Genomic DNA, 22,685 nt, shown 5'->3' with positions numbered 1-22,685 from the left:
CCCGCACTATGCAGGATCTCATGCTGGTCACCGCCATCCGTTCGGCGGTCTATCTGGCCGAGCAGGACTGTCCCTATGAGGAAGAGTTCGACGGCAACGACCTGGTCGCCGCCCATTTCATCGGCTTCATCGGCGAAGAACCGGTGGCCTGCCTTCGGGCGCGTTTCTTCGCCGATTTCGCCAAGGTCGAGCGGCTCGCGGTTCGCCATCGCTACCGCCGGTCCACCGTCGCGTTCCGGCTGGTGCGCGAATGCGTCGGCTTCCTCAAGCGCAAGGGCTATCGGCGGATCTACGGCCAGGCGCAGGACCGCCTCGTCGATTTCTGGGCGCGCTTCGGCGCCAGGCCGCTGCAGCACAACCGCAAGATCGTGTTCTCGGATTTCAGCTATACCGAGATGGTGCTGGAGCTGCCGGCCGATCCCAATGCCATCACCATCGACAGCGACCCCTATGTGATCATTCGCCCGGAGGGGCAGTGGGACCAGGCGGGCGTGCTGGAGCGCTCGGCCAGCCGGCAGGCGTCGAGCCCGCTGCGCGACCTGAAGGTGGCGGTCTAGTGCCGGCCGGATCCTTCGCTTCCGCCGCCGACCGCCTGTGCCAGCCGGCGCCGCTGCTGATCTGCTGCGACCTGCAGCAGGAATATGTGGCGGCCGGCCGGGCCCATGCCATGCGCGACAGCGCGGCCGCGCTCGAGTCCTGCGGGCGCCTGCTGGCGGCCTGGCGCGACGGGCTGTGGCCGATCGCCCATCTGAAACGGGTGGCGCGCGCCGCCTGGTTCAATCCGGCCAGCAGCCTGACCGACTGGATCCCGGAATGGCGGCCGCGGCCGGGCGAACTGGTGTTCGAGCACCCGCTGCCCTCGGCCTATAGCTCGCCGCGCTTCGCCGATTACCTGGCCAATGTCGGCCCGCTGAACTGCTTCGTCATGGGCTTCTCGCTGGAGGAGACCATCCTTTCGACCACGATCGAAGGATTTCATCGCGGCCAGAAACTGACCTGCATCAGCGATGCGGTGGCCGGCGGCGGCCCGCATGGCGAGACCGACCAAAAAACCTATCTCGCGACGCTGATCGGGCTGGTCGCGCGTTTCGCCGAGATCAGGACCGAAGAACAGGCCCTCGCGGCCGTCGGATGAACTGGCCCGGGACAGGGCCGAACCCGCTGCAATGGGAGACCCCAATGTCGACGTCGAAACGATCCCCTTATCGATCGCCGCCGGACGAGCTGATCGTCCTGGACGACACTTTCGATGTGACCCGGTTGCGCGAGCTGGTCTATTGGAGCCAGGAACCGGGCCTCGTGGAATTGATGCGCGGCATTCTCGCCATGCCGGAACAGGCGCTGTCGCGCCTGCAGGCCTTTCTCGGCACGGTCCAGGCGCCGGAACATCTCAGCGTCGATTACGGTGCCGACGGCCATATCCGGCTGAGTGTTGCCAAACGGCACTCGTGACGGCTCAAATCGCGCAAATGCCGTTCCCGGAGGATTTACCTCGCCTGCTGCGACTTGTGGACCCCGCGAAATATCGCAATAAATGCCTGATAGTTCCGAGCATGTGTTGCGTTCAATTCCGAAGAAGCCGGTATCGATGCTTTCGAGGCGTGGGGGCGCCTTCGCGCGCTGGCGCCATCGAAAGCACACCGGCGAGAGGTTCGAGGAGGCATAATGTCGGTCAAGAATCCGAACCCGATCGACCGGCACGTCGGGATGCGCGTACGCATGCGGCGCATGATGCTCGGGATCAGCCAGGAGAAACTCGGCGAGCGACTGGGCCTGACCTTCCAGCAAGTGCAGAAATACGAAAAAGGCGTCAACCGCATTGGCGCGAGCCGCCTGATGCAGATGTCCGGCATTCTCGGGGTGCCCGTGTCGTTCTTCTTCGAGGACGCACCGAACGAAACCGAAATGGCCGAGGACCTGCTGCCGACACCGGGCGCGCTGCTGATCGTGCCGGGCGCCATCCAGCTGCTGCAAGCCTATGCGCTGATCGAGGACCCGGCGGTGCGCCGGTCACTGGTCACCATCGCCGAGAGCATCGCGCGCGCGCCGGCCAATTGAGCCGGACCGGCGGTTGCCGCGCCGCGTCGCGGGGGCGCCCGGACGATCCCGATAGGGGAGCATGGCGAGGCCGCCGCGTGGAACGCCGCCGAAGGGGGTGATTGAGGATGGCGGGTTTCGGCGGCTACTATCCCTGAGCCGTTCGAAAAGGAGCCTCACCCGTGAGCCACAAGACCGATATCGGCAAGATCTCCAGGCGCGGCTTCACCGCATTCGCCGGCCTGGCACTTTTGACGCCATCAGGCGAAGCCGCGGCGGCGACCATGACGCTGCGCGGCACGGTGGCCTATCGCGAGCGCATCGCCCTGCCGCGGACCACCGTGGTCGAGGTCAAGCTCCTCGACGTGTCCCTGGCGGACGCGCCGGCGCGCACCATCGCCGAAACCCGCATCGCCGCCGGCCCGCGCAACCCGATCCGCTACACGCTGCGTTTCGACCGCGCGCAGATCCAGCCACGGCGCAGCTACGCGCTGCAGGCCCGCATCACCGACGGCGACCGGCTGCTGTTCATCAACACCACCCGCCACACGGTCTTCGCCGGCGGGCCGAACCGCACCGACATCCGCGTCGAGCGCGTCAGCGGCCAGGGCGAGGCGCCGCGCCAGCCGGGCCTGGCCGGCCGCTGGCTCGCCGAGGACATCCAGGGCGGCGGCGTCATCGACCGGCTGCAATCGGTGCTGGAGATCGGCGCCGACGGGCAGGTTTCCGGCACCGGCGGCTGCAACCGGATCGGCGGCCGCGCCAGCGTGACCGGCACGACCATTTCCTTCGGCCGGCTGATCTCGACCCAGATGGCCTGCACCCCGGCGGCGATGAACCAGGAACACAAATTCCTCACCGCGCTCGAAGCGGCACGGAGCTGGCGCATCGACCCGCTGCGCCAGAAGCTCGTCCTCACCGGTGCCGGCGGGACGGTGGTGATGGTGCTGGCGAGGATGTGACCCCGGTCCCGGAGCGATCCCGCCCCGGCCCGGAAAGCGACCAGGGATAGCGGCGCCATGCCTGAATTCGCATTCCGATGCGTTTGCGGCGAGCCGGGGCAGCCTCCGGTGCTGGAGGCTCAGCCTTGGGCAAGGCTCGCCGGCTATTCGGACATGGCGACGCAGTGGCACGCCTCGCAGGCATCGGCGGGCCTCGGGCCCGGCCTGCCGGTGGCGCTGCTGGAACAGCCGCCCGCGGCCGGCGGCCCCTATTACCTCAAGGTCGGCCAGCCCTTCGCCGCCCGCATCGGCGAGACTTTCCATTGCCTCTACGAGCCGCCGCTGATCGCGCTGAACGGCATCTATGAGGGCATCGGCGCCGATATCCACGCCATCGCCCTGGTGCGCTGCCGCCTCGTCGACGGCGCGCTTGTGAACGACCGGCAGGGCGTCGCGACCGTCGCCGTGGAGGCGGTGACGACCGTTCACGACCTCATGAACGGGCCGTTGACGCATGGGCCGCTGCCGGCCGGCTTCTGGGACTGCCTGCTGTTCCGCGACCGCTCGGTCGAACGCGAAGGCGCGTTCGTCTGGATCACCAGCAGCCTGGAAGGCGACGTGGGCGGCTGGGCCCTGTTCCACGACGGCGCGGAGGGCAAGGACCTGCTGCTCTATTCGAGCTGGGACCAACACCACGACCATGTCTGGGCCGGGCGCGTCCGCCTGCCGCCCGATACGCGGCTGGATCAGGACTGACCTGGATCTGGCGACCGGGCCGGCGCGGATGCGCGCTCCGGCAGTCCGGGTCCGCCGGTGCTACGGATGCAGCGGCACCACGTAGGCCGCGACGAATGCGGCCAGCATCATGAAGGCGATGAATGCGGGGTCGATGCGCGCCATGGGTCCCTCCATTGACGGCTCAACCCGGTCAGGGGGTTCCGGTTCCGTCGCGGCCCGTTTCGCAGGCCGCGGCTCGACTTTTTCCGCCCGTGCAGCAGGATGGGCGAGAGCCCCTGGGGGAATGCGGATGGCCAGTTTCGATCACGCCGGACGGCGCTACGAGATCAGCGAGATCTACCGCCTCGACATCAGCGCCTATGCGGTCGAACTGCTCGATCTCTCGGCGGAGCCGCCCGATATCGTCGCGGGGGTGCGCTGCTTCGAGAATTCGAGCCAATTGCTGGTATCGGCCCATCCCCCGGTCGCCGCCGAACTGATCGAGCGCCTGATCGCCATCGCCCGCGAACGCCTGCCGCGTTGGGAGAAGAACTGGGACCGCACGCCGGATTGAGGCTTCAAGAGAAGCAGGCTCGTGGTGGCACACACCTGTCTCCCCTTCCTTTCGCCCGTTCTCACTGGACGCCGTCATCGCCGATGCCATCCTGACGTGCCCTGCGCCCGGTCCGGACGATCCTTGCTTCCGCGCTCCGGAAGATCGATCGCGTGATGGGCGCCGATGTTCTCGGAGCACCGGGACAGAGGGTCTCCCGAATCGCGGAGCAGAAACACGAATCTCCCGCGTTCGTGCTTCATGGCGTGGGCTAGACTGGTGGACCGAATGCCCATGCAATACGAATTGGCCTGGAACATCCATCGGGCCAGGCAGATTCCGTGTCGTCCAACCCCGTTTAGGACATGCTCAAGCTACGCCTTCTCGGCACATTCGAGATCATCGACGACGAGTCCAGCGCATTGCTTTCGCTTCCGTCGCGGAAAGCACGGCTGCTGCTCGCCCTGATCGCCGCCTCGCCCGAGAAGCAGATTCCACGTGCGCTGGCGGCCACGCTGCTTTGGGACGGCGACGAGGACCGCAGCCGACATAGCCTGAGACAAGAATTGAGTGCTCTCAAGCGCGCCTTGGGAACGGCCGACGCCGCATTGATCGTTCGCGATGGGCTCATTGGCCTCGACCGAGGTCGGATCAACGTCGATCTCGACGAGCTCAGCGCTGCTCTCAAACTGGACCAGGTGGACGCACTCGCATCGGCCGCAAAATGCTGGCGAGGCGATTTCGGGCTGGATCTGGACGCGCGGGGCGGCCAGATCGAGCAGTGGCTTCGGGAGCAGAGGGCGGCGGCACATCACCTGGCGGTCGCCGTCTTCGATCGCCTGGTCAGGCGCCTGGACGAAGCGAACGATTGGCAGGAGGGCCTCGCGTTCGCCTTGGCGCTCCACGCTCTCGATCCCCTTCGCGAGGAAACGCATCGCCTCGTGATCGCGCTGGAGGCAAAGGTCGCCGGCCGCGCATCGGCAATGGCACGGTTCGAGACCTTCCGGCTTCTCCTGCGGGATGAATTGGCGACCCGTCCGGAAGCTCAAACCCTCCGTTTGGTCGATGGGCTTCGCGACAAGAGCGGCAGCGTCGAGCGTCTTGCGGAAACGCGAGCCGAGGACACAATGGCGTCCGGCACTCTCAGCCCCGCGCAGGAGGCGCCGGTGGCGACGGGCCGGCCCAGAAAGCGCATCGCCATTTTCGGGGCGCTGGCTTTGCTTGCCATGACGATCGGGATCGGTGCCGCCGGGCTCCTTGCCCGGATGCGCCTACCGGAACCGATCGGATATGTCGGGGAGCACGATGGAAAGGTATCGATCGCGCTTCTGCCGTTTCGCGATGAATCGGACTCCCCGCCTCTGGCCGAGGCCCTGGTGCGACTGCACCAACGTGCCGTCAGGACCTTTACCCGCGGGCCCTTGTTCACAGTGGCCGACGCTTCCGGCGCCTTGGCCAACCGGCCGGTGGCCGAAGTCGCCCGCACGTTGCGGGTGCGCTACGTCATTCAGGTGACGATGGCGCCCATCAACGCGCAACGGGCCTTTCTCCATATCTGGGACGGCGGGACCGGCCGGAGCCTGTGGGCCCAGCCCCTGGCGCTGGCGAAGGTTCAAGGCGGCGAACCCGATTGGGACAGGCTGAACCGGCTCGTCTATTGGTCGTCGATCTTTGAGATCACGCGACATCGCGCCGGCCAACAACAGGATGCGAAGGCCGTCGACCGTGACGGTCCCCTGTGGAATGCCCGCCTGGCCCATCTGACGGCGCAATTTGGCCCACGCCAGGCCAATGAAGATGCTCTTTGGGGCGAGGCGATCAAACGAACCCCGGATCTCGTCGAACTGCGGCTGGCCTATGCGAACTTTCTGCTGGCGCGCGCTGGCCGAGACCAAAGCCCCGATAGGGCCCAGGACATCGACCGAGCCGACGCCTTGCTGCAGCCGGTGAGAGCCGCTCGGCCCCGCGCCGCGGATCTCATGTTTCAATCGGCCGTCCTGGCCAAGCTGCGGGGCGACCTCGCAAGCGCAAAGGCGCAACTCGAGGCAACGCTTCAGGTCGATCCGGCGCACTGGGGCGCCGCGGTCCAGCGGGCGCATATCCAGGCCATGACCGGCGGAACGGCCCTTGCTCTTGCGGCATTCCACAGGCTTGTGGATCCGGAAGAGATCAATCTCGGAACAGTCGATGCGGCCTATCTCGCTGGCCAGGTCGCATTGATCAACGGCGTGACCGATGAAGCACTGAAATATCTTGCCCTTGCCAAGACCGCCAATCCGCACGTGGCGCGCATCCACGCCTTGACGGCCTCGGCCTTCCACATGGCGGGCCGGCGCGAGGAGGCATCTCTCGCGGCGATCGAAGCCAGCAAGCTCGATCCGCGATACACGCCCGCGATCATGGAACTGCGAGCCAATCCAGGTCCGCATGGTCCGGCGGCCGATTTCATCCTTGGACGCGACCGCTATGTCGCGGCGTTTCGGCAGGCGCGCGAGGACGCCGGAATTGCCGATCCGCGCTAGTCGGGGCGCAAGGCCTCCGTGCGGGCCAACCCGACATCGCTGGCCGCGCGGAATCGCACGGAGGCGTCGACGCGGCGTACTGGCCGGTGCGAACGCACCTTAAAAAATCGAAGCCCTCGCAGGTGCCGGCCGTGATCGGGCGCCGCGATCTCGTCGGCTCATTTTCGGTGGATGTGACGCCGCTGTCCCTGCCTGGACGGCGGCGTCGGAATTCTTCGGCAACCGGTCAATGGCAGACGCGTCGGTCGCGCCAGCATCCGATGTCATTGCAGTCCTGGACCGTTACCCAGGTGGATCCCTGACGGATCTGCCTGGGCGTGCAAGTGCGGTGGCATTGCTGCACCCACTCCCGCACGAACCGGCAGTTCTGAGCGAACCGCACGTTCCCCTGCCCCTCGGACCCTGAATTGCCGTTCCCGCCAGGCATGGCGAATGCAACATTCGAGGTCGCGACCGCGGCAACCAGCGCGAGTGTGGCGACAAACCGTCTCCTCAGCGTGATCATTGGCAGACGCAGGTCCGGGTCGCCGAGCTCCGGCAAGGCGGATCGCCCCGCTTGCAGGCGAAGGCCTCGGGAATCGACAAGAGCGGCAGAAGAAGTCCCAGCACGAGCGTAATGCGCAGCATTTTGTTCTCCGATCAAAGAGCAAGCGCGTCATCGCGACGCGTCCGGATCACAAGGCTTCGCCATCAACAGGGCGTCAAACATGCGTCAAGAGCAAAATACTGCGGTTGTGACCGGCCTTATCCTGTCCGAGACCACCTTGGCGGTCGGTTTGGCCGCATGAGGCAATTGTCGCGACGACGTCGGATCTCGCCCTCGCTGCCGATCCCAACGCACCGGGCGGCCGCAACGGCACGCGGGCGAATTGTCGCAATTCCATCAAGAGATTGGGCCGGCTCGGGGCGCGCGCCGCCGAGACGCCCGCGCGGAATTTCCGGATGCGGCCGCTAGCGCTGCGCTATCCACTGCACAATCTGCTGGACCGCGACGACGGGCGTGCGCTGGTGATCGGCGTTGACTTCGATCCTAGATCCCGTGGCGTAAGGAGCCCGGTCGCGCATCGCCGGCCTGTCACCGGTCCCGATGACCCAGAGGACCGGCACTCTGACGCCACTCGCAGCCGCAGCCCGCGCTGCGGGGCCGCCGGGATCGAAGAAACTGAGATAGGCCTCGGCCGTGGTTGTGATCGGATAGGTCCGCCCATGGTTGAAGTCGAGGAAGGAGGCGTTCTGCCGGCCCTGGCCGGCGGCCATCATCTGCCTTGCCCGCGCCAGAGCGTCTCCCGTCGCGGTCGCGATGAAGTCAGGCCGATGGCCCGGCGCCATGGCCACCACGCCGGAGATGTCGCCCGCCATGGCTGCGTAGCCAAGAGAGATATTGGCGCCAAGGCTATGGCCGGCAAGAATGACTTTGCTCGCACCGCGCCGGCGTGCCGCGGCGACGTGTGCCGCGACCTCTCCAAGCGTCTGCTCGTATGTCCTGTAGCGCGATCTCCAGGACATCGCGGGAAGATTGACGGCGACCCCCTCCCGGCGCAGCGCTGTCGCGAGCGGCTGCAACGGGCCTTGCCCGCCGGCCTTGCCGTGTATCAGGACCACCGCGGTTCCCGGGCCAATCGCGGCAAACGCCGAGCCGATGCCGCCTGCCGCTGCAAATCCGATAAGGGCAAGGGCGCTTCTTCTGTCAGGACGAATCATGGAGTGCTCCGCAAAATGGAGCCGCCACTTCCAAGAGACAGCGTCAACGCGCCGTCAGAATGCTGTCAGATGCAGGCCAACGGGCTGTTTCGCCACGTCTCGTGGCGAAGGCGCCGACCGCCGGCAAGCGGCGACAGCCAAGGTGGACCGGCTCAGTAGCGAGCGACCACCGCTCCGCCGGTCGAGAACAGGTAGTTCATTCCAACGCGGACGGTGTGGAGATCGTTGCGCGTGCGGCTGTCGAGGCCCGTGCCGGCGAGCCCGCTGCCGGTGCCCGACATCTGCAGCGCGGTTCCGAAATTGTAATAGAGATACTCGACCTTGACCGTGATGTTGGAGGTGACCGCATATTCCAGGCCGGCGCCGACGGTTGCGCCAATGCGCGTGGCGTTGAAGCTGCCGATGGTCACGCCCGGCTGGGCCACGTCATATTCCCGGTGCCGGAAATTGCCGATGGCCGCGCCGCCGGTGACATAGAGCAGCGCCCGGTCGATCGCCACGCCGGCCCGACCGCGCAGCGCGCCGAGAAAGTTGACGCGGGTTTTGCAAACGAAGGCGCTGAACAGGCTGCAATCGCCGTCGCCATTGTTGATGCGGCCGTTGATGTCGCCGACCGAGGCATCGACCTCCAGGCCGAGCACCAGTTGACCGATCTGCCTGACATAGCCGCCTTGCAAGCCGCCGAACGCTCCGCGCGTCGTTCCCCGCTCGGCCGCCCTGAGCACGCTCGTGCCGGTTTCCCGATAATCCCATGCCGAAAGACCGGTGGCATAGCCGACATGGCCGCCGAGATAGAAGCCGGTCCAGAGATCGGCGGGCACCGCGATCATGGTGCCGGGCAGCGCCTGACGGGAACCGAGATCGGCGGCTTCGACCACGGCGGCGTCGAACAGGGTCAAGGCTGCGATCGCAGCCATAGCGGCCGATTTCAGTGAGGTCATGACGCGTCCCGTGGTTGCCTGGTCAAGCCTCCGTTAGGCTCTGGACCGGCCCGCGGCAATCGCTTCGCCGGTTGCGCGGAAGGAAATTATCATGAATGTTTTCAATGTGTTGTGTCGGAGATACAGGCGTTGCCATGGCCGACAATTCGGGTGCGCGCCAGTCCAAGCCGGGGACGCCGCAGGTTCGACGTCGCATCCTGGCGTGGCCCGGCAGCGACCTTGACGCCCCGACGCGCGACGAAGCCAATGACGGTGGCGCGCCCCTCTTTCCGGGGCCGCGTCATCAGCGCGGTCCATTCCGCAGCCCCGATGCGGGTGGTTACCTGACGATCGAACTCACCGACCTCTCGGCCGATCCACCCGATATCGTCCCGAATGTCCGCTGCTTCGAGAGGTCGAGCCAGCTGATGGTGGCGGCGCATCCGCCGGTTGCCGCCGAACGCATCGAGCGCCTGATCGCCATCACTCGCGAGCGGCTGCCGCATTGGGAGAAGAACTGGGATCGCGAATAGGGGTCGATTCTCCCGAGGATCTGATTATCCCCGCCGGCTTGGTGCGATGGCTGGGGCTTGAGCGGCCTCACCACAAGCATCGCCAGGAAGAAAGACCACCCCGGTCGCGATCGGGGCGGGCGACCTGCACGACTGGAATGGATTGGCAAAGCGCGTGTCGAATACCTTCCGCAAGGGAAGAAAACAGGCAAATAGGTACGTGTCGCGGTAGTTTTGGTCGGCACCGGATGCCGTTTGGGTTACTGCGCCTCTTTCTCGGCAACGGCGCAGATGAAGCCGACGACAAGCCATACGAGGGCTGCGAAGACACCCAACGGCGCAAACATCAGAAAGGCGAGATAGAGCCCGGCGCCATTGCCGGGTTGGTTGGCGAAGAGCACCATCAGGAGCGTGGGCGCCACCTGGACCGCCGCGACGAAAAAGATAAATCCGCCGATCGTCCCTGCGCCTTCCTTCGCCCGCACCTGTCTCACTGCGCGAGCCCCCATCACGATCGATATGAGGTGATAAGCCAGTGCAGCAATAACGATGCCGTCTATGGACATGGTCGACTCCAAAAGTTGCTTCGCCGGCAATTGCTTGCCAGCGCTTCCGGGGTGCCGGCACGGCCTCGTCCAGGCTCCGGCTTGCTTGCGCATGCGGGCAAGCATGCTGTCTCCGCTTAGCGAACAGATCCGCCCGGATGCAACCATCAAGCGAAATCATCGCTAATATTTTGCCCCCGCTTGCAACCACCACCTCGTTCGCGGCCAAGGCAAGGACCTTGAACCGCGACGCAACGGCGGAGCTTGCGCCGGATAAATCACCAAACAGCTCGGCAGACATGGGCTGCTCGAATCGAAGGCCGTGGCAACAGAGGCGGCTACCGACCTAGCCAATGTTCCAAGCTAGGCAAAGCGAACTCGTGCGCAGCCGGACGCGCACAGCCCAATGCCAAGGCTCGACTCTCTGATCTTCAGAGCGGGAAATAGGTCGACACGTGCCTATTTCGCTTTTTCCACCTGAGGTGGTTTGCCCCCCGGACGGCGTATTGACTCCAGATGACACGAAAATAGGGGAATAGGTACGGGTCACCGCAATTCCGCGTCATCAGCCGCGGTCCATTCCGCGAGCCCCCGAGGCAGGGCTACCTGACGGCCTATCAAGCCGAGCGGCCGGCCGGCTGGATCCGGTAAGCCCTACCGAACCAGCGACGACAGGAGTTCGGGATGTTGCCGCCTGAAACGATCGCCATAGGCAAACAGCGCGGCCTGGGTTTCCTCGCAAAGCCGCGCCCGCTCTTGCGCGCCGAGCTGCTGCCACATCTCGGCAGCGCCGCCCGCGATCTGATAGAACAACCGCCAATATTCCAGCTGTTCCTCCTCCGTCAGCGACCCGAACTGCAAACGGGAAATGCCCTCGGCCACGGGTTGCCAGCTGAGGGCGCGTTTGCAGATGGCGACGTAATGTGCCCGCTGGGCCGCGAATTTCGCCGCCTCGGGAATCGAGGCGGGGCCCAGCATCGGCCGCTCCTGTGCGGACGGTGCCTGGCCCCAAGCGCCGGGCGACCAGGCAATCAACGCAGCGACCAACCAACCCCGCAGGCTCATGTCCTGGCTCCCTGCCCTGTTCACCGGGCGATCTCCGCCCGAAGCGCTCCGTCTCCGGCGTGCCGTTGTAGCCGATCCGTTCAGCGTCGTCCCAGGTGCTGGCCGCGATGCGATCGAGGATGATCGTCCGGCATCTTGGCCAGGATGGCGCCAGCCCGCAGATCCGGCCCACGTCTCTGATCTCTGAGCAGGAAGAAACTGGTGCTGCGAGAGAGGATTGAACTCTCGACCTCTCCCTTACCAAGGGAGTGCTCTACCACTGAGCTACCGCAGCCGAACCAGGCGCCCGGGGCGCTCAAAAGCGGCCCCCGACGATCGGGACGCTTCCCTGCCACAGGGCAACGGGGGATGCAAGAGGCTGGGCGCGTCTTTAGCGGTTGGCAGCGCGCGATGCTGTGGAGATAATCGCCGGCGCGATGACCGACGAGATCCTGAAACCGGGCGGACAGCCGCCTTCCGACAGCAAGCCGGTCCAGCCGGGCGGCCGGCAGCCGCGCGCCGAGCGGCTGGCGGCGCAGCTGAAAGCCAATCTGAAGCGGCGCAAGGCGCAGGCCCGTGGCCGGGCGGAGGCGGACGCCAAGGCGGAGCCCGCCGAAGACCAGGATTGATTCGCCGCATGGCGCGCATGCGGCCGTGCATGGCGGGCCGCCAGGCCGGGCTGCAACCGGCGCCGCCACGGGGTCGCCGGGTTCCCTTCCTTGTTTCGCCCTGTTTGGTCGGCTAGACCGGTGCCAGACGGCGGCGGCCTCCTGGATCCCGATTCCAGGGATTCGCGCGGGCGCTCTGCTGACCGGTCCATCCCGCGCCGCTCAGCCGCATCGGTATTCCCTTAGAGCCTTCGAGGAGTTCGGCATGGATCGCATCCGCATCACCGGCGGCCGCCCCCTTCACGGGACGATCCCGATCTCCGGCGCCAAGAACGCCGCGCTGCCGCTGATGATCGCCTCGCTCCTGACCGAGGACGAGCTGACCCTGACCAATGTGCCCAGGCTCTCCGACGTGTCGAACCTGGCGCGCATCCTGGGCAATCATGGCGTCGACGTGACCATTGCCGGCAAACGCTCGGGCGACGACGTGCTGATGGGCCAGACGGTCCGGCTCAACGCCCGCTCGATCGTCGACACCACGGCGCCCTATGAACTCGTCTCCACCATGCGCGCAAGTTTCTGGGTGATCGCGCCGCTGGTCGCCCGCATGGGCGTCGCCAAGGTGTCGCTGCCGGGCGGCTGCGCCATCGGCACCCGGCCGGTCGACCTCCTGCTGCAGGCGCTGGAGCAGCTGGGCGCCCAGATCGAGATCGATGCCGGCTATGCGGTGGTCAAGGCGCCGAAGGGCCTGAAGGGCGCCGAGATCGATTTCGGCAAGGTCACCGTCGGCGGCACCCATGTGGCGCTGATGGCGGCCTCGCTCGCCGACGGCACCACGGTCATCCACAATGCCGCGCGCGAGCCCGAGATCGTCGATCTCGCGGAATGCCTGATCAAGATGGGCGCCAAGATCAAGGGTGTCGGCACCAGCACGCTCGAGGTCACCGGCGTGACCCGGCTGAAGGGCACCCATCACGCCGTGGTGGCCGACCGCATCGAGACCGGCACCTATGCCATGTGCGTGGCGATGACCGGCGGCGACGTCATGCTGGAGGGCGCCCGGCCGGAGCTGCTGCAATCGGCGCTCGACGTGCTGGGCGAGGCCGGCGTCGAGATCAACGCCACCAATGAAGGCATCCGGGTCAAGCGCAACGGCCATGGCCTTTCGCCCGTCTCGGTGACCACCGACCCGTTCCCGGGCTTCCCGACCGACCTCCAGGCCCAGCTGATGGGCCTGATGACCCGGGCCAAGGGCACCTCGAAGATCACCGAGACGATCTTCGAGAACCGCTTCATGCACGTGCAGGAGCTCGCCCGCCTCGGCGCCCATATCCACCTGGACGGCCAGACCGCGACGATCGAGGGCGTCGACACGCTGAAGGGCGCGCCGGTCATGGCGACCGATCTGCGCGCGTCCGTCTCGCTGGTCATCGCGGCGCTGGCGGCCCAGGGCGAGACCATGGTCAACCGGGTCTATCATCTCGACCGCGGTTTCGAGCGGCTGGAAACCAAGCTCGCCGCCTGCGGCGCCGATATCGAGCGCATTTCCGGCTGAGGCGCGCAAGCCCGCGGCTTTCGAGGCTGTCGCGGCACGATTGGGAAAGCATTTCCTGCTAGACGGTCCGGCACCGGTGGGCATTTCGGCCGGCCGGCGGCGGGAGTGATGGCTTGCCCAAGCCAGGTCCAGTTCGAGCCAAGCGTTCGCGGCCGCGCGCCGGCGAACCGGAGCCGCGCCAGGCCCGGCGCAAGGAGCTGCGCTACCGGGTCTCGGTCGAGACGATCGAGGACGGCCGCCGCAGCCTCTGCCTGATCCAGGATATTTCCGAGACCGGCGCCCGGCTGAGGCTGGACGATGACGTGGTGCTGCCCGAGCGGTTCCTGCTGCGGCTCGCCGAGAACCGCCCGCAGAGCCGGCTGTGCCGGCTGGTCTGGCGCGAGGGACCGGCCCTCGGCGTGGCCTTCATCGACTGACCGCCCGCCGCGGCGCGTGCCCGGGCAGGACGGGCTGAAATCGCGCCGTCCCGGGAACTGACCCGACCCCCTGCCGTTTCATCTCTATCCCGACGTACAGGCAGGCTTTCGAGCCGGCGTCCTTATCCAGGCGCCTGCGCGCGGGTTCGTTTTCGACGATCAAGGAGATCACAATGGTTCGGAACAGTTTGGCTATCGCCTCGGTCGTTGTCGCGCTCACCGGCGCGGCCATGGCCCAGACCGCGCCGCAGACGGCGCCCCAGGCTCCGGCGCAGACCGCCCCGGCCGCCCGGCAGGTGCAGAGTTCGCTGGCGCCCAACGAGTTCACCACCCGCAGCCTGGTCGGCATGACCGTCTATGCGCCCAAACCGGCCAATGCGGCGGCGAGCAGCGCCGATCCCGCGACCACGGCCTCCACCGTGCCGGCGCCCTCCGCCGCGCCGGCGATGATGGACGACGCCCAATGGCGCGCCATGCGCGAACGCCATGACAATATCGGCGAAGTCGCCTCGCTGGTGCTGACCAGCGACGGCCGGGTCAAGCAAGTCGTGCTCGGTGTCGGCGGCTTTCTCGGCATCGGCGAAAAGTCGGTCGCCATCGACTGGGCGGACCTGCGGCTGATTCGCGATTCGAACGGCAAGATGTCGGCGATCGTGATGCGGACCAAGGAACAGCTGAACGCCATGCCGAATTTCGTCGAGCCGCGAACCTGACGATTCGCGCCGGCGGGTTCAAGCCTCCCGCCACCACCGTGACGACCTGGGTCCGCGCCGCTCGGCGCGGACCTTTTCGTGCCTTGCAGCGGCTGCCCGACACGAAAACGCCCGCCCCTTGGAACCAAGGGACGGGCGCTGCAATTTGGTGCCCAGAAAAGGACTCGAACCTTCACACCTTGCGGTACACGGACCTGAACCGTGCGCGTCTACCAATTCCGCCATCTGGGCGAGGCGCGTGTCATAGCGACGCCAAGCCGGCACGTCAACGCATGCGTGAAAGTTATTCACGCCTGGAAAACAAAGACCCGTTTCGGCACCAGCTCGCCTTGCTCGACTTCGCAAACGGCGATCGGATCGCCGCCGGCCGAAACCCAGACGGTTCCGCCCACGGGGGCGTCGCGGCCACGCAGGATGGCGCTCTGGCCACGCACCAGGCGGGCGGCGACGTCACGGGTGACCTGCACCTCCGGAACCTCGGCCAGCGCCGCCTCGACCGGCAGCAGGGCATCGTCGAGCGTCTGGGTGGCGATCTTGCCGTCGAGCAATTCGCGCAGCTCCTCCAGCGTCACCGTGTCGTTCTCGCCGAAGGGGCCGACGCGGGTGCGGCGCAGCGCCGTGACATGGCCGAAGCAGTTCAGGTCGCGGCCGATATCGCGGGCGATGGCCCGCACATAGGTGCCCTTGCCGCACTCGGCCTCGAACTCGGCCGCCGCCTCGGAGAACGACACCAGGGTCAGGCTGTCGATGCTGATCGGCCGGGCCGCCAGCGTCACCTCCTCGCCGTCGCGGGCGAGATCATAGGCGCGCTCGCCATCGACCTTGATCGCCGAGAATTTCGGCGGCACCTGCATGATCGTGCCGGTATAGCGCGGCAGCAGCGCCTCGACCGCCTCGCGGCTGGGGCGCAGGTCCGAGCGCGCCGTCACCTCGCCCTCGGTGTCGTCGGTGGCGGTCTCCGAGCCCCAGGTCACCGTGAAGCGATAGGTCTTGCGGCCGTCCATGACGAAGGGCACCGTCTTGGTCGCCTCGCCCAGCGCGATCGGCAGCAAGCCCGAGGCCAAGGGGTCGAGCGTGCCGGCATGGCCGCCCTTCTTGGCGTTGAACAGGCGCCGCACCGCCGAGACCGCATGGGTCGAGGTCTGGCCGAGATCCTTGTCGAGCACGATCCAGCCGTGCACGTCGACCTTCTTGGAACGGGGCTGGTTCATCGCTCGCCATCCTCGTCCGGACCGCCATCCTTGCCACCCGGATCCCGGCCGTCGAGATCGCGGCGCACCGCTTCGCTGTCGAGCAGGCGGTCGATGCGCGAGCCCTCGTCGAAGGATTCGTCGATGCGGAAGCGCAGGTCGGGCGCATATTTCAGATTGGTGCGATGGGCGAGCTCGCCGCGCAGATAGCGCTTGTTCTGGGCGAGCGCCTGGATCACCGCTTCCTTGTCCTTGCCGCCGAGCGGCATGATGAAGCAGGTGGCGATCTTCAGGTCCGGCGACATCTTCACCTCGGGCACGGTGACGACATGCTTGGCCAGCACGGGATCGTGGATCTCGCCGCGCGACAGCACCTCGGCCAGCGCGTGGCGCATCAGCTCGCCAACGCGCAATTGCCTTTGCGACGGGCCGGAGCCCGTTTCGAAACGTTTCGCCATGCATGATCCTTCTCCCGGGGTCGGACCGGGGGATGCAAAAAAGGAGGCGGCGGAATACACCCGGCAGCGCCCGAAGGGAAGCCTCTTCGGCGCCGGCGTCAGTTTGCCGCCGCGAGCGCCGCCTCGGCCTGGCCGATCGCGGCGGGCGTGCCGACATGCAGCCAGAGCCCATCGAGCGGCAGGCCGAACAGCCGGTCCCGGGCGATGGAGGCGTTCCAGAGCTCGTTGAGCGAAAAGACCTCGCCCGGCTGCCGGCCGGCGAAATCGGCGGCCTGCATGACTGCCGCCCCGGCATAGGCATAAGGCGCGGCCGGCCGCTTGCCCCGGCGCGAGAGCCGTCCCGCGTCATCGAGGAAGAAGTCTCCCGGCCCGTCGAAGCCGACACTGCCGGCGAGCGGCGCCAGCAGCAGGAGCGTGTCCATCCGGGCAGGGTCGAAAGCCTCGATCAGCCGGACCACATTGGAGGTCGCCCGGTCGGTCCAGAAACTGTCGGCATTGCGGATGACGAAGCTGTCGCCGAGCCGCGGCAGGGCCTTGACGACGCCGCCACCGGAATCGAGCAGCATGGCGCGCTCGTCGGAAATGACGATGGACGGCTTGCGCCGCGCGCCGACCGCCGCCTCGATCTGATCGGCGAGATGGTGGACATTGACCACGGCGGTCTCGATGCCGGCCTCGACCAGCGGATCCAGCACGTGGTCGAGCATGGTCTTGCCGGCGACCGCGACCAGCGGCTTGGGAATCCGGTCGGTGATCGGGCGCATGCGCGAGCCGAGGCCCGCGGCCAGCACCATGGCGGTCCTGACGGCGCTCACGGCATTGCTCACGGCTTGGGCACGCGATCGTCGACCCAGCGCTTGACCTGGGCGAGCGCTGGATGGGCGAGGCAGCGGTGCAGATAGGCCCAGATGCGCGGGATATGCTTGAGGTATTGCGGCTTGCCGTCGCGTTTGTCGAGACGGGCGAAGATGCCGAGGATCTTGGTGGCGCGCTGGGCGCCCATGATGGCGTAGAGCCGGGCGAAGGCCGGCATGTCGAAGGACGGATCGGCGGCCTTGCGCGCGGTGGCGTAGCGCGACAGCAGCTGCAGCTCCAGGGTCTCGGGGACCGTGACCCGGGCGTCCTGCAGGAGCGAGGCGACGTCATAGGCGGCCGGCCCGAGCACGGCATCCTGGAAGTCGATCAGGCCGACCTTCTCGATGCCGTCGCGCCCGGCGAGCCAGATCAGGTTGGGCGAATGATAGTCGCGCAGGGTCCAGGTCTTGGGCGCCTTCTCGACCTCGGCGAACAGGTCGGCCCAGTGCTTGAGGAAGACATATTTCTCGCTCGCCGGAATGCGCGCCTGGGTCATCGGAATATACCAGTCGAGCAGCAGCTCGACCTCGGCGGTCAGGGCGTCGCGATCATAGGGCGGCAGCGTATAGGGGCCCTTGGGCGTGCCGAGCGTCTCCGGCCGCGGCCGCGAATGCAAATGGGCCAGCACGTCGACGGCGGCCATGTAGCGCTCCGCGATGGGCGCGCCATCGGCCACCACGCCGGCTTCACCGAGATCCTCCAGCACCAGGAAGCCCTGGTCGAGGTCGACGGCTTCGAGCTCGGGCGAGGACAGGCCGGCATCGCGCAGGCCCTCGGCCAGCGCCACGAAGGGCACCATGTCCTCGGCGAGATGGGCGATGCGGCTGTAAGGCAGGCCGTTCTTGACCGGCGGCCCGTCGGGCCGGCGCGGCGCGTTCATCAGCACGGCCCGGCGCGGGCCGTCGATGAGCCGTTCATAGGCGCGGGTCGAGGCATCGCCCTGCAAATGCCGGCGTATCGCGCCGCCCCAGCCGGCATTGTCGATGAAGGCGCGCAGCGCCACCAGCCGGGCCAGGCGCTCGGCCCAGGCGCCATGGCCGATCAGCGTCGCGGCGCGCGCCGACTGGCCCTGGGCCGGGCTCAGCGCCAGCTCCACCTCCAGCCGGTCGCCGGACAGGGCGCCGCCGAGGCGATCCGGCCATTCGACCAGCAGCAAGGCATTTTCCGAGACGTCGTCCCAGCCGAGCTCGGTGATCTCGTCGGGCGAGACCACCCGGTAGAGATCGGCATGGATGACCGGAAAGCGGGCGAGGTCGTAGGGCTGGATGATCGCGAAGGTCGGGCTCGGCACCTCCAGCTTGTCGTCCTCGGCGAGCGCGCGCACCAGCGCGCGGGCGAGCGTCGACTTGCCGGAGCCGAGTTCGCCGCTCAGCGTGACGATGTCGTTGACCTGCACCGCCATGGCGAGGTCCATGGCGAGCTGACGCGTCGCCGCCTCGTTGGCGAGCAGGATGGAGTGGCGCAGCGGTTCGGTCATTCGGCGGCCTTTGAATAATCGCCGAGATGCGCCGGGAAGGTCACCTTGACCTGAGTGCCCTGGCCGGGCGTGCTTTCGACGGAAACGTGACCCTTATGCAGGGCGACGAAGGATTGGACAATGGAGAGACCCAGTCCCGCGCCGCGGTGACGGGTGCCGGTGGTCCGGGTCTCGAACCGGTCGAAGATGCGGCCGATCATTTCCGGAGCGATGCCGGTGCCCTGGTCGCGCACCTTGAAGACGATCTCGTCGGCCTCGCGCGTCGCGTCGAGCACGACCAGGCCGCCACGCTCGGAGAAGCCGATGGCATTGGACAGGAGATTGAACAGGACCTGGCGGACGCGCTGGCTGTCGGCGCGAAACGAGCCGATATCCTTGGCCGAGCGCAGCTCGAGGCGCACCTGGCCTTCGGCCAGCCGGTCCTTCACGGCATCGGCCGCGGTCTGCATCGCGGCGCGGATGTCGATATCGGACAGTTCGAGCTGCATGACGCCGGCGTCGATGGTGGCGAGATCCAGCACGTCGTTGATGATCGACAACAGCGCCGAGGACGACACGCCGATATAGCCGAGATATTCGCGCTGCTTGTCGTTGAGCGGGCCGACCGCCGCGTCGTCGAGCACCTGGGCGAAGCCGATAATGGTCGTGAGCGGCGTGCGCAGCTGATAGGACACGTGGTGGACGAAGTCGTTGCGGATGCGCTCCGCCGTTTCCAGCGCCTCGTTGCGCTCGGTGAGCGCGCGCTCGACCATCACCATGTTGGTGACATTGCGGAACGTCACCAGCGTCGCGCCGTCGGGCAAAGGCGCGGTCACCGCGTCGAGCACCGCGCCGTCATTGCGGTCGATGCGGAAGCTGCGCGACCGGCGCTGGTCGTCCAGCGCCGCGACCGCGGTCTTGATCTCCGGCCAGGCGCTGGCGTCCTTGACATAGGGAATGCACAGGCTGGCGACCTGGTCGATATGCGGGCGCGCCTCGAGCACCGCCTGGGCGATATCCCACAGCGTCTCGAAGGCGCGGTTGTGCAGCGACAGCCGGCCGTCGGAGCCGAACACCGCGACCGCCTCGTCCAGGTGGTCGAGCGTCTCGCGCTGCACCTTGCCGAAGGCGGCGACCTGGGTCTCGAGTTGCAGGCGGCGGGTCTGGTCCTCGAAGACATAGGTCACGCCGCCGGCGGGATCGGGGTTCTGCACGACGCGCAGGAACCGCCCGCCCGGCAGCACCCATTCATGGCTGCGCGGCTCGGTGTCGATCGCCTCGTAGACGGTGTGCAGCGACTTCTTCCATTCGCGGAAATTCGACTGCTCGGGAATCTTGCGCTGCTCGCGCAGCTTGTCGAGCACGTCGCCATCGGTCGGCACCTGGTGCAGGAAGGCCGCGTCGAGACCCCAGAGCAGGCGGAACGCCTCGTTGTGGAACACCAGCCGCTTGCCGGCGTCGTAGATGGCAACCGCGGTGGCGAGCTGGTCCAGCGTCCGCTTATGCGTCTCCATCTCGACGGCGAACTGGGCGCGCACGGCTTCCAGTTCGGTGACGTCGACGGCAAGGCCGGCCGCACCGCGGGCGGCGGGCCGCTCGACCGCGTCGAAGACGCGCCGGGCGCCGGCCGATACGGCGGTGACCCGCTTGGCGAAGGGTTCGCGGGCATTGCGGCAGCGCGCCGCCTCGGCCCGGTCGGCCGGTTCCAGCAGTTCGGTCGCGCCGGCCACCGCCTGCGGTCCGCTTTCGCTGTCGGTGGCCCGAGCATAGGCCTCGTTGACCCAGGTCAAGCGCCCCTCGGCGTCGCGGATCCAGACCGGCATGGGCAAGCCGCTGAGGAAAGCGCGCACCGTCTCGGTCTCGCGGACGAATTCGCTGTGCTGTTCGCGCAGTTTGGCGAGCTCCTCGCGAATGCCCGCCATCAGGCGCAGGCGCAGCACGGCGCGTCCGCCGATCGGACGGCCCTCGGCCTCGATCGGACGGCCCTCGATGGTGAGGAATTCCTGCTTGAACGGCGTGCCGGCACGGCGCAATTGCTCGACCGCCCGGTCGAGCATGGCGGCCCGGTCGGCCGGCAGCCAGGCGCCGAAGGCCAGGATCCGGCGTGGCGCCGGCAGGTCGATCAGCAGCCCGACGTCGCCGGCGATTTCCGGCTCGTCGTCCTGGCCGCCCCAGACCACGACGACATGGGGATCGAGCGTCAGCAGCTCGTTGGCCCGGTCGAGCGACAGCTTGAGCGCATTGATTTCCTGGCGTGCCCGGAGCTCCTGGGCGGCCGCCCGCGCGCGGGTGCGCAGCAGGCCGATGCCGGTGACCACGCCGAAGACGACGACGCCGACATTCAGCCCGAGGACCGCCCATTCATGCGGCGCCAGCGCGCGCATGAGGCCCGGCGTCTGCATGGCGGTCTCGGCCGCCGAAACGAGGCAGGTGGTCGCGAGCAGGGCAGAGGCCGCCCCCGAAAGGGTGGCTCCGGCGCGTCCTGGCCGCGCACCCACCCGCGAATCGCCGTGCCCGGATGCGTCGTCGACCTTGTTCAGGTCCGGCATCGCCTATCCTTCGTCCGGCCGGCCGTCGTCCATCTCCGCACATGCGGTTTCGCGGCGGCGCCGCTCCGCGCCGCGAATCAGTGCCACTCTACCCTTGGCGCGACTCGCGGTTTAAGAGTCCGAAACGAGAACGGCGACACGAAAATTTCAGTGTTGCCCGCGTGCCGGTCCGGCACCTCCGCCGGGCTCAGATCGGCGGCAGCAGCTTGCGCATCATCACCGCGTCGGCAGTGCCCGAGGCGGTCTTGTAATAACCCTTGCGCCGGCCGATGACGGCGAAGCCGTGGCGCTTGTAGAGTTTCAGCGCCGGCTCGTTCTCGGCCTCGACCTCGAGGAACAGCGGCCCGACGCCGGCGCGCATCAGATCCTTGACGTGATCGGCCAGCAGGCGGCCGGCAAAACCGCGCCCGCGCAGGCGCGGCAGGACGGCGATGGTGAGAATCTCGGCCTCCCCCGCCACCACCCGGCTGAGCACGAAGCCGCCGACCGGTGCCGACGGGCGGCGCCGGATGACGTGGGCGAGAATGGCCTTGTCGGCCAGCATGGTCTCGAATTCATGAACGTCCCAGCCGCGGTGAAACGACGCGCCATGGATCGCGGCGAGCTCGCGTGCATCGGCCATCTCTGCGCGCTGCAGCGCCGGTTCGGCGGCCGGCCACCAGGCCCAGAAATCATAAAGCGTCATCATCAGGGCCTCACCGGCCGGAGCAGCGACCGGATCTGCGGTTTGGCGTCGGCCTCCTTCAGATAGAGCGGCCGGCACGCCGCAACGCGCGCATCGGCCGCGGCTCCGAGCCTGGCCACCCAGGCAATGTCGGGAAAGGCCGTCGCTGCGACCGGTGGGGGCGGGGCGGTATCTGCAGGCCAGGCCGCCAGCAAGGCCGGCTCGCCCGGACCGACGACGGCGGCGCCATGAGCCAGGGCCGCCGCCGCGGCAACCGCCGCCGGCATGTAGCCGGGCGCGAGGATCGTCGTGCCGTCGGCGCCGATCAGCGCCGCATAGACGTGATTGTGGCGGGCGTCGATAACCGGGAGGACGGCGACCGGGCTCGCCGCGGCCAGGTGGGGGGCGGCCAGGGCATCCAGGGTCGAGACGCCGACCGCCTCGCCGCCGGCGGCGAGCGCCATGCCCCGTGCCGCAGCGATGGCCACCCGCAGCCCGGTGAAACTGCCCGGCCCGATGGTCGCGACGAAACGACGGCAGTCGCGCACCGCGAGCCCCGCTCCGGCGAACAGCTCGGCGACCATCGGCAGCAATCGTTCGGCATGGCCCCGGTCCATGGGCTCGCAGACGCTCGCCACGAGGCGGTCGGCTGCGGTGTCCAGAATGGCGGCTGAAGAGGCGCCGAGCGCCGTATCCAAGGCAAGAACAAGCATGCACGACATCTATACC

24 protein-coding genes and 2 tRNA genes are annotated in these 22,685 nt (G+C 67.5%); 13 read left to right on the top strand and 13 right to left on the bottom strand.

Annotated elements, in window-relative coordinates:
- The first annotated feature begins 8 nt into the window (after positions 1-8).
- From AC07WJ_RS12190 to AC07WJ_RS12155, 8 genes are all read left to right on the top strand, one after another.
- A complete protein-coding gene (locus tag AC07WJ_RS12190) occupies positions 9-557 on the top strand; it encodes a GNAT family N-acetyltransferase (protein WP_494935579.1) in 549 nt (182 codons plus the stop codon).
- The gene (locus AC07WJ_RS12185; protein WP_494934860.1) at positions 557-1,135 is read left to right on the top strand and encodes an isochorismatase family protein; all 579 of its coding nucleotides are present in this window, start codon (positions 557-559) and stop codon (positions 1,133-1,135) included. The genes AC07WJ_RS12190 and AC07WJ_RS12185 overlap by 1 nt, the downstream gene beginning before the upstream one ends.
- A gap of 44 nt (positions 1,136-1,179) precedes the next feature.
- Entirely contained in the window at positions 1,180-1,452 is a 273-nt protein-coding gene (locus tag AC07WJ_RS12180; protein ID WP_494934859.1) for a hypothetical protein, read from the top strand.
- 213 nt (positions 1,453-1,665) lie between these two features.
- Positions 1,666-2,058: a helix-turn-helix domain-containing protein gene (locus AC07WJ_RS12175; RefSeq protein WP_494934858.1), complete on the top strand. Its 393-nt coding sequence runs from the start codon at positions 1,666-1,668 to the stop codon at positions 2,056-2,058.
- 161 nt (positions 2,059-2,219) lie between these two features.
- On the top strand, positions 2,220-2,999 hold the full coding sequence (locus AC07WJ_RS12170; RefSeq protein WP_494934857.1) for a YbaY family lipoprotein: 780 nt from the start codon (positions 2,220-2,222) through the stop codon (positions 2,997-2,999).
- 57 nt (positions 3,000-3,056) lie between these two features.
- Complete coding sequence (locus AC07WJ_RS12165; RefSeq protein WP_494934856.1) at positions 3,057-3,734, top strand: hypothetical protein; 678 nt, start codon at positions 3,057-3,059, stop codon at positions 3,732-3,734.
- Between the two features lie 271 nt (positions 3,735-4,005).
- Positions 4,006-4,269, top strand: a complete 264-nt coding sequence (locus AC07WJ_RS12160; RefSeq protein ID WP_494934855.1) for a hypothetical protein — start codon at positions 4,006-4,008, stop codon at positions 4,267-4,269.
- 344 nt (positions 4,270-4,613) lie between these two features.
- On the top strand, positions 4,614-6,770 hold the full coding sequence (locus tag AC07WJ_RS12155; protein ID WP_494934854.1) for an AfsR/SARP family transcriptional regulator: 2,157 nt from the start codon (positions 4,614-4,616) through the stop codon (positions 6,768-6,770).
- Positions 6,771-7,721: 951 nt separating this feature from the next.
- On the opposite strand, the gene AC07WJ_RS12150 is transcribed toward AC07WJ_RS12155, so the two are convergent.
- Together AC07WJ_RS12150 and AC07WJ_RS12145 are read right to left on the bottom strand one after the other, a co-directional pair.
- On the bottom strand, positions 7,722-8,471 hold the full coding sequence (locus AC07WJ_RS12150) for an alpha/beta fold hydrolase (RefSeq protein WP_494934853.1): 750 nt from the start codon (positions 8,469-8,471) through the stop codon (positions 7,722-7,724).
- 152 nt (positions 8,472-8,623) lie between these two features.
- Positions 8,624-9,412 (bottom strand): outer membrane protein, encoded by a 789-nt coding sequence (locus AC07WJ_RS12145; protein WP_494934852.1) that lies wholly within the window; start codon positions 9,410-9,412, stop codon positions 8,624-8,626.
- 134 nt (positions 9,413-9,546) lie between these two features.
- On the opposite strand from AC07WJ_RS12145, the gene AC07WJ_RS12140 reads away from it, so the two are divergent.
- Entirely contained in the window at positions 9,547-9,924 is a 378-nt protein-coding gene (locus tag AC07WJ_RS12140) for a hypothetical protein (protein ID WP_494934851.1), read from the top strand.
- A 239-nt stretch (positions 9,925-10,163) separates the two neighbouring features.
- On the opposite strand, the gene AC07WJ_RS12135 is transcribed toward AC07WJ_RS12140, so the two are convergent.
- The 3 genes from AC07WJ_RS12135 to AC07WJ_RS12125 form a co-directional block, all read right to left on the bottom strand.
- Positions 10,164-10,574: a hypothetical protein gene (locus AC07WJ_RS12135; protein ID WP_494934850.1), complete on the bottom strand. Its 411-nt coding sequence runs from the start codon at positions 10,572-10,574 to the stop codon at positions 10,164-10,166.
- A gap of 528 nt (positions 10,575-11,102) precedes the next feature.
- Positions 11,103-11,513: a hypothetical protein gene (locus tag AC07WJ_RS12130; RefSeq protein ID WP_494934849.1), complete on the bottom strand. Its 411-nt coding sequence runs from the start codon at positions 11,511-11,513 to the stop codon at positions 11,103-11,105.
- A gap of 199 nt (positions 11,514-11,712) precedes the next feature.
- Positions 11,713-11,787: transfer RNA gene (locus AC07WJ_RS12125), tRNA-Thr, on the bottom strand.
- A 142-nt stretch (positions 11,788-11,929) separates the two neighbouring features.
- Here AC07WJ_RS12125 and AC07WJ_RS12120 point away from each other — a divergent pair.
- The 4 genes from AC07WJ_RS12120 to AC07WJ_RS12105 all read left to right on the top strand — a co-directional run bounded on the left by AC07WJ_RS12120 (position 11,930) and on the right by AC07WJ_RS12105 (position 14,784).
- A complete protein-coding gene (locus tag AC07WJ_RS12120) occupies positions 11,930-12,121 on the top strand; it encodes a hypothetical protein (RefSeq protein ID WP_494934848.1) in 192 nt (63 codons plus the stop codon).
- A gap of 244 nt (positions 12,122-12,365) precedes the next feature.
- Entirely contained in the window at positions 12,366-13,655 is a 1,290-nt protein-coding gene (murA, locus tag AC07WJ_RS12115) for a UDP-N-acetylglucosamine 1-carboxyvinyltransferase (RefSeq protein ID WP_494934847.1), read from the top strand.
- A 113-nt stretch (positions 13,656-13,768) separates the two neighbouring features.
- A complete protein-coding gene (locus AC07WJ_RS12110; protein ID WP_494934846.1) occupies positions 13,769-14,071 on the top strand; it encodes a PilZ domain-containing protein in 303 nt (100 codons plus the stop codon).
- A gap of 173 nt (positions 14,072-14,244) precedes the next feature.
- On the top strand, positions 14,245-14,784 hold the full coding sequence (locus AC07WJ_RS12105; RefSeq protein WP_494934845.1) for a PRC-barrel domain-containing protein: 540 nt from the start codon (positions 14,245-14,247) through the stop codon (positions 14,782-14,784).
- A gap of 146 nt (positions 14,785-14,930) precedes the next feature.
- Here AC07WJ_RS12105 and AC07WJ_RS12100 read toward each other — a convergent pair.
- The 8 genes from AC07WJ_RS12100 to tsaB form a co-directional block, all read right to left on the bottom strand.
- A tRNA-Leu gene (locus tag AC07WJ_RS12100) sits at positions 14,931-15,015 on the bottom strand.
- Between the two features lie 56 nt (positions 15,016-15,071).
- Positions 15,072-15,995 (bottom strand): tRNA pseudouridine(55) synthase TruB, encoded by a 924-nt coding sequence (gene truB / locus AC07WJ_RS12095; RefSeq protein ID WP_494934844.1) that lies wholly within the window; start codon positions 15,993-15,995, stop codon positions 15,072-15,074.
- Positions 15,992-16,432, bottom strand: coding sequence for a 30S ribosome-binding factor RbfA (gene rbfA / locus AC07WJ_RS12090; RefSeq protein ID WP_494934843.1), 441 nt, complete (start codon positions 16,430-16,432; stop codon positions 15,992-15,994). The genes truB and rbfA overlap by 4 nt, the downstream gene beginning before the upstream one ends.
- Positions 16,433-16,530: 98 nt before the next feature.
- Entirely contained in the window at positions 16,531-17,226 is a 696-nt protein-coding gene (locus AC07WJ_RS12085; protein ID WP_494935578.1) for a nucleotidyltransferase family protein, read from the bottom strand.
- A gap of 29 nt (positions 17,227-17,255) precedes the next feature.
- On the bottom strand, positions 17,256-18,764 hold the full coding sequence (tsaE, locus tag AC07WJ_RS12080) for a tRNA (adenosine(37)-N6)-threonylcarbamoyltransferase complex ATPase subunit type 1 TsaE (RefSeq protein WP_494934842.1): 1,509 nt from the start codon (positions 18,762-18,764) through the stop codon (positions 17,256-17,258).
- Positions 18,761-21,292 carry a sensor histidine kinase gene (locus AC07WJ_RS12075; protein ID WP_494934841.1) on the bottom strand — a complete coding sequence of 844 codons (2,532 nt, stop codon included), beginning with the start codon at positions 21,290-21,292 and terminating at the stop codon, positions 18,761-18,763. The genes tsaE and AC07WJ_RS12075 overlap by 4 nt, the downstream gene beginning before the upstream one ends.
- Before the next feature lie 187 nt (positions 21,293-21,479).
- A complete protein-coding gene (locus tag AC07WJ_RS12070; RefSeq protein ID WP_494934840.1) occupies positions 21,480-21,980 on the bottom strand; it encodes a GNAT family N-acetyltransferase in 501 nt (166 codons plus the stop codon).
- On the bottom strand, positions 21,980-22,669 hold the full coding sequence (tsaB, locus tag AC07WJ_RS12065) for a tRNA (adenosine(37)-N6)-threonylcarbamoyltransferase complex dimerization subunit type 1 TsaB (RefSeq protein WP_494934839.1): 690 nt from the start codon (positions 22,667-22,669) through the stop codon (positions 21,980-21,982). Before tsaB ends, AC07WJ_RS12070 begins: the two co-directional genes overlap by 1 nt.
- Between the last annotated feature and the right edge of the window lie 16 nt (positions 22,670-22,685).

The sequence above is a fragment of the Phreatobacter sp. GW821-FHT04C01 genome (assembly GCF_059420385.1).
The sequence above is the reverse complement of the archived record's forward strand: the minus strand, read 5'-3'. Positions and strand labels throughout refer to the sequence as shown.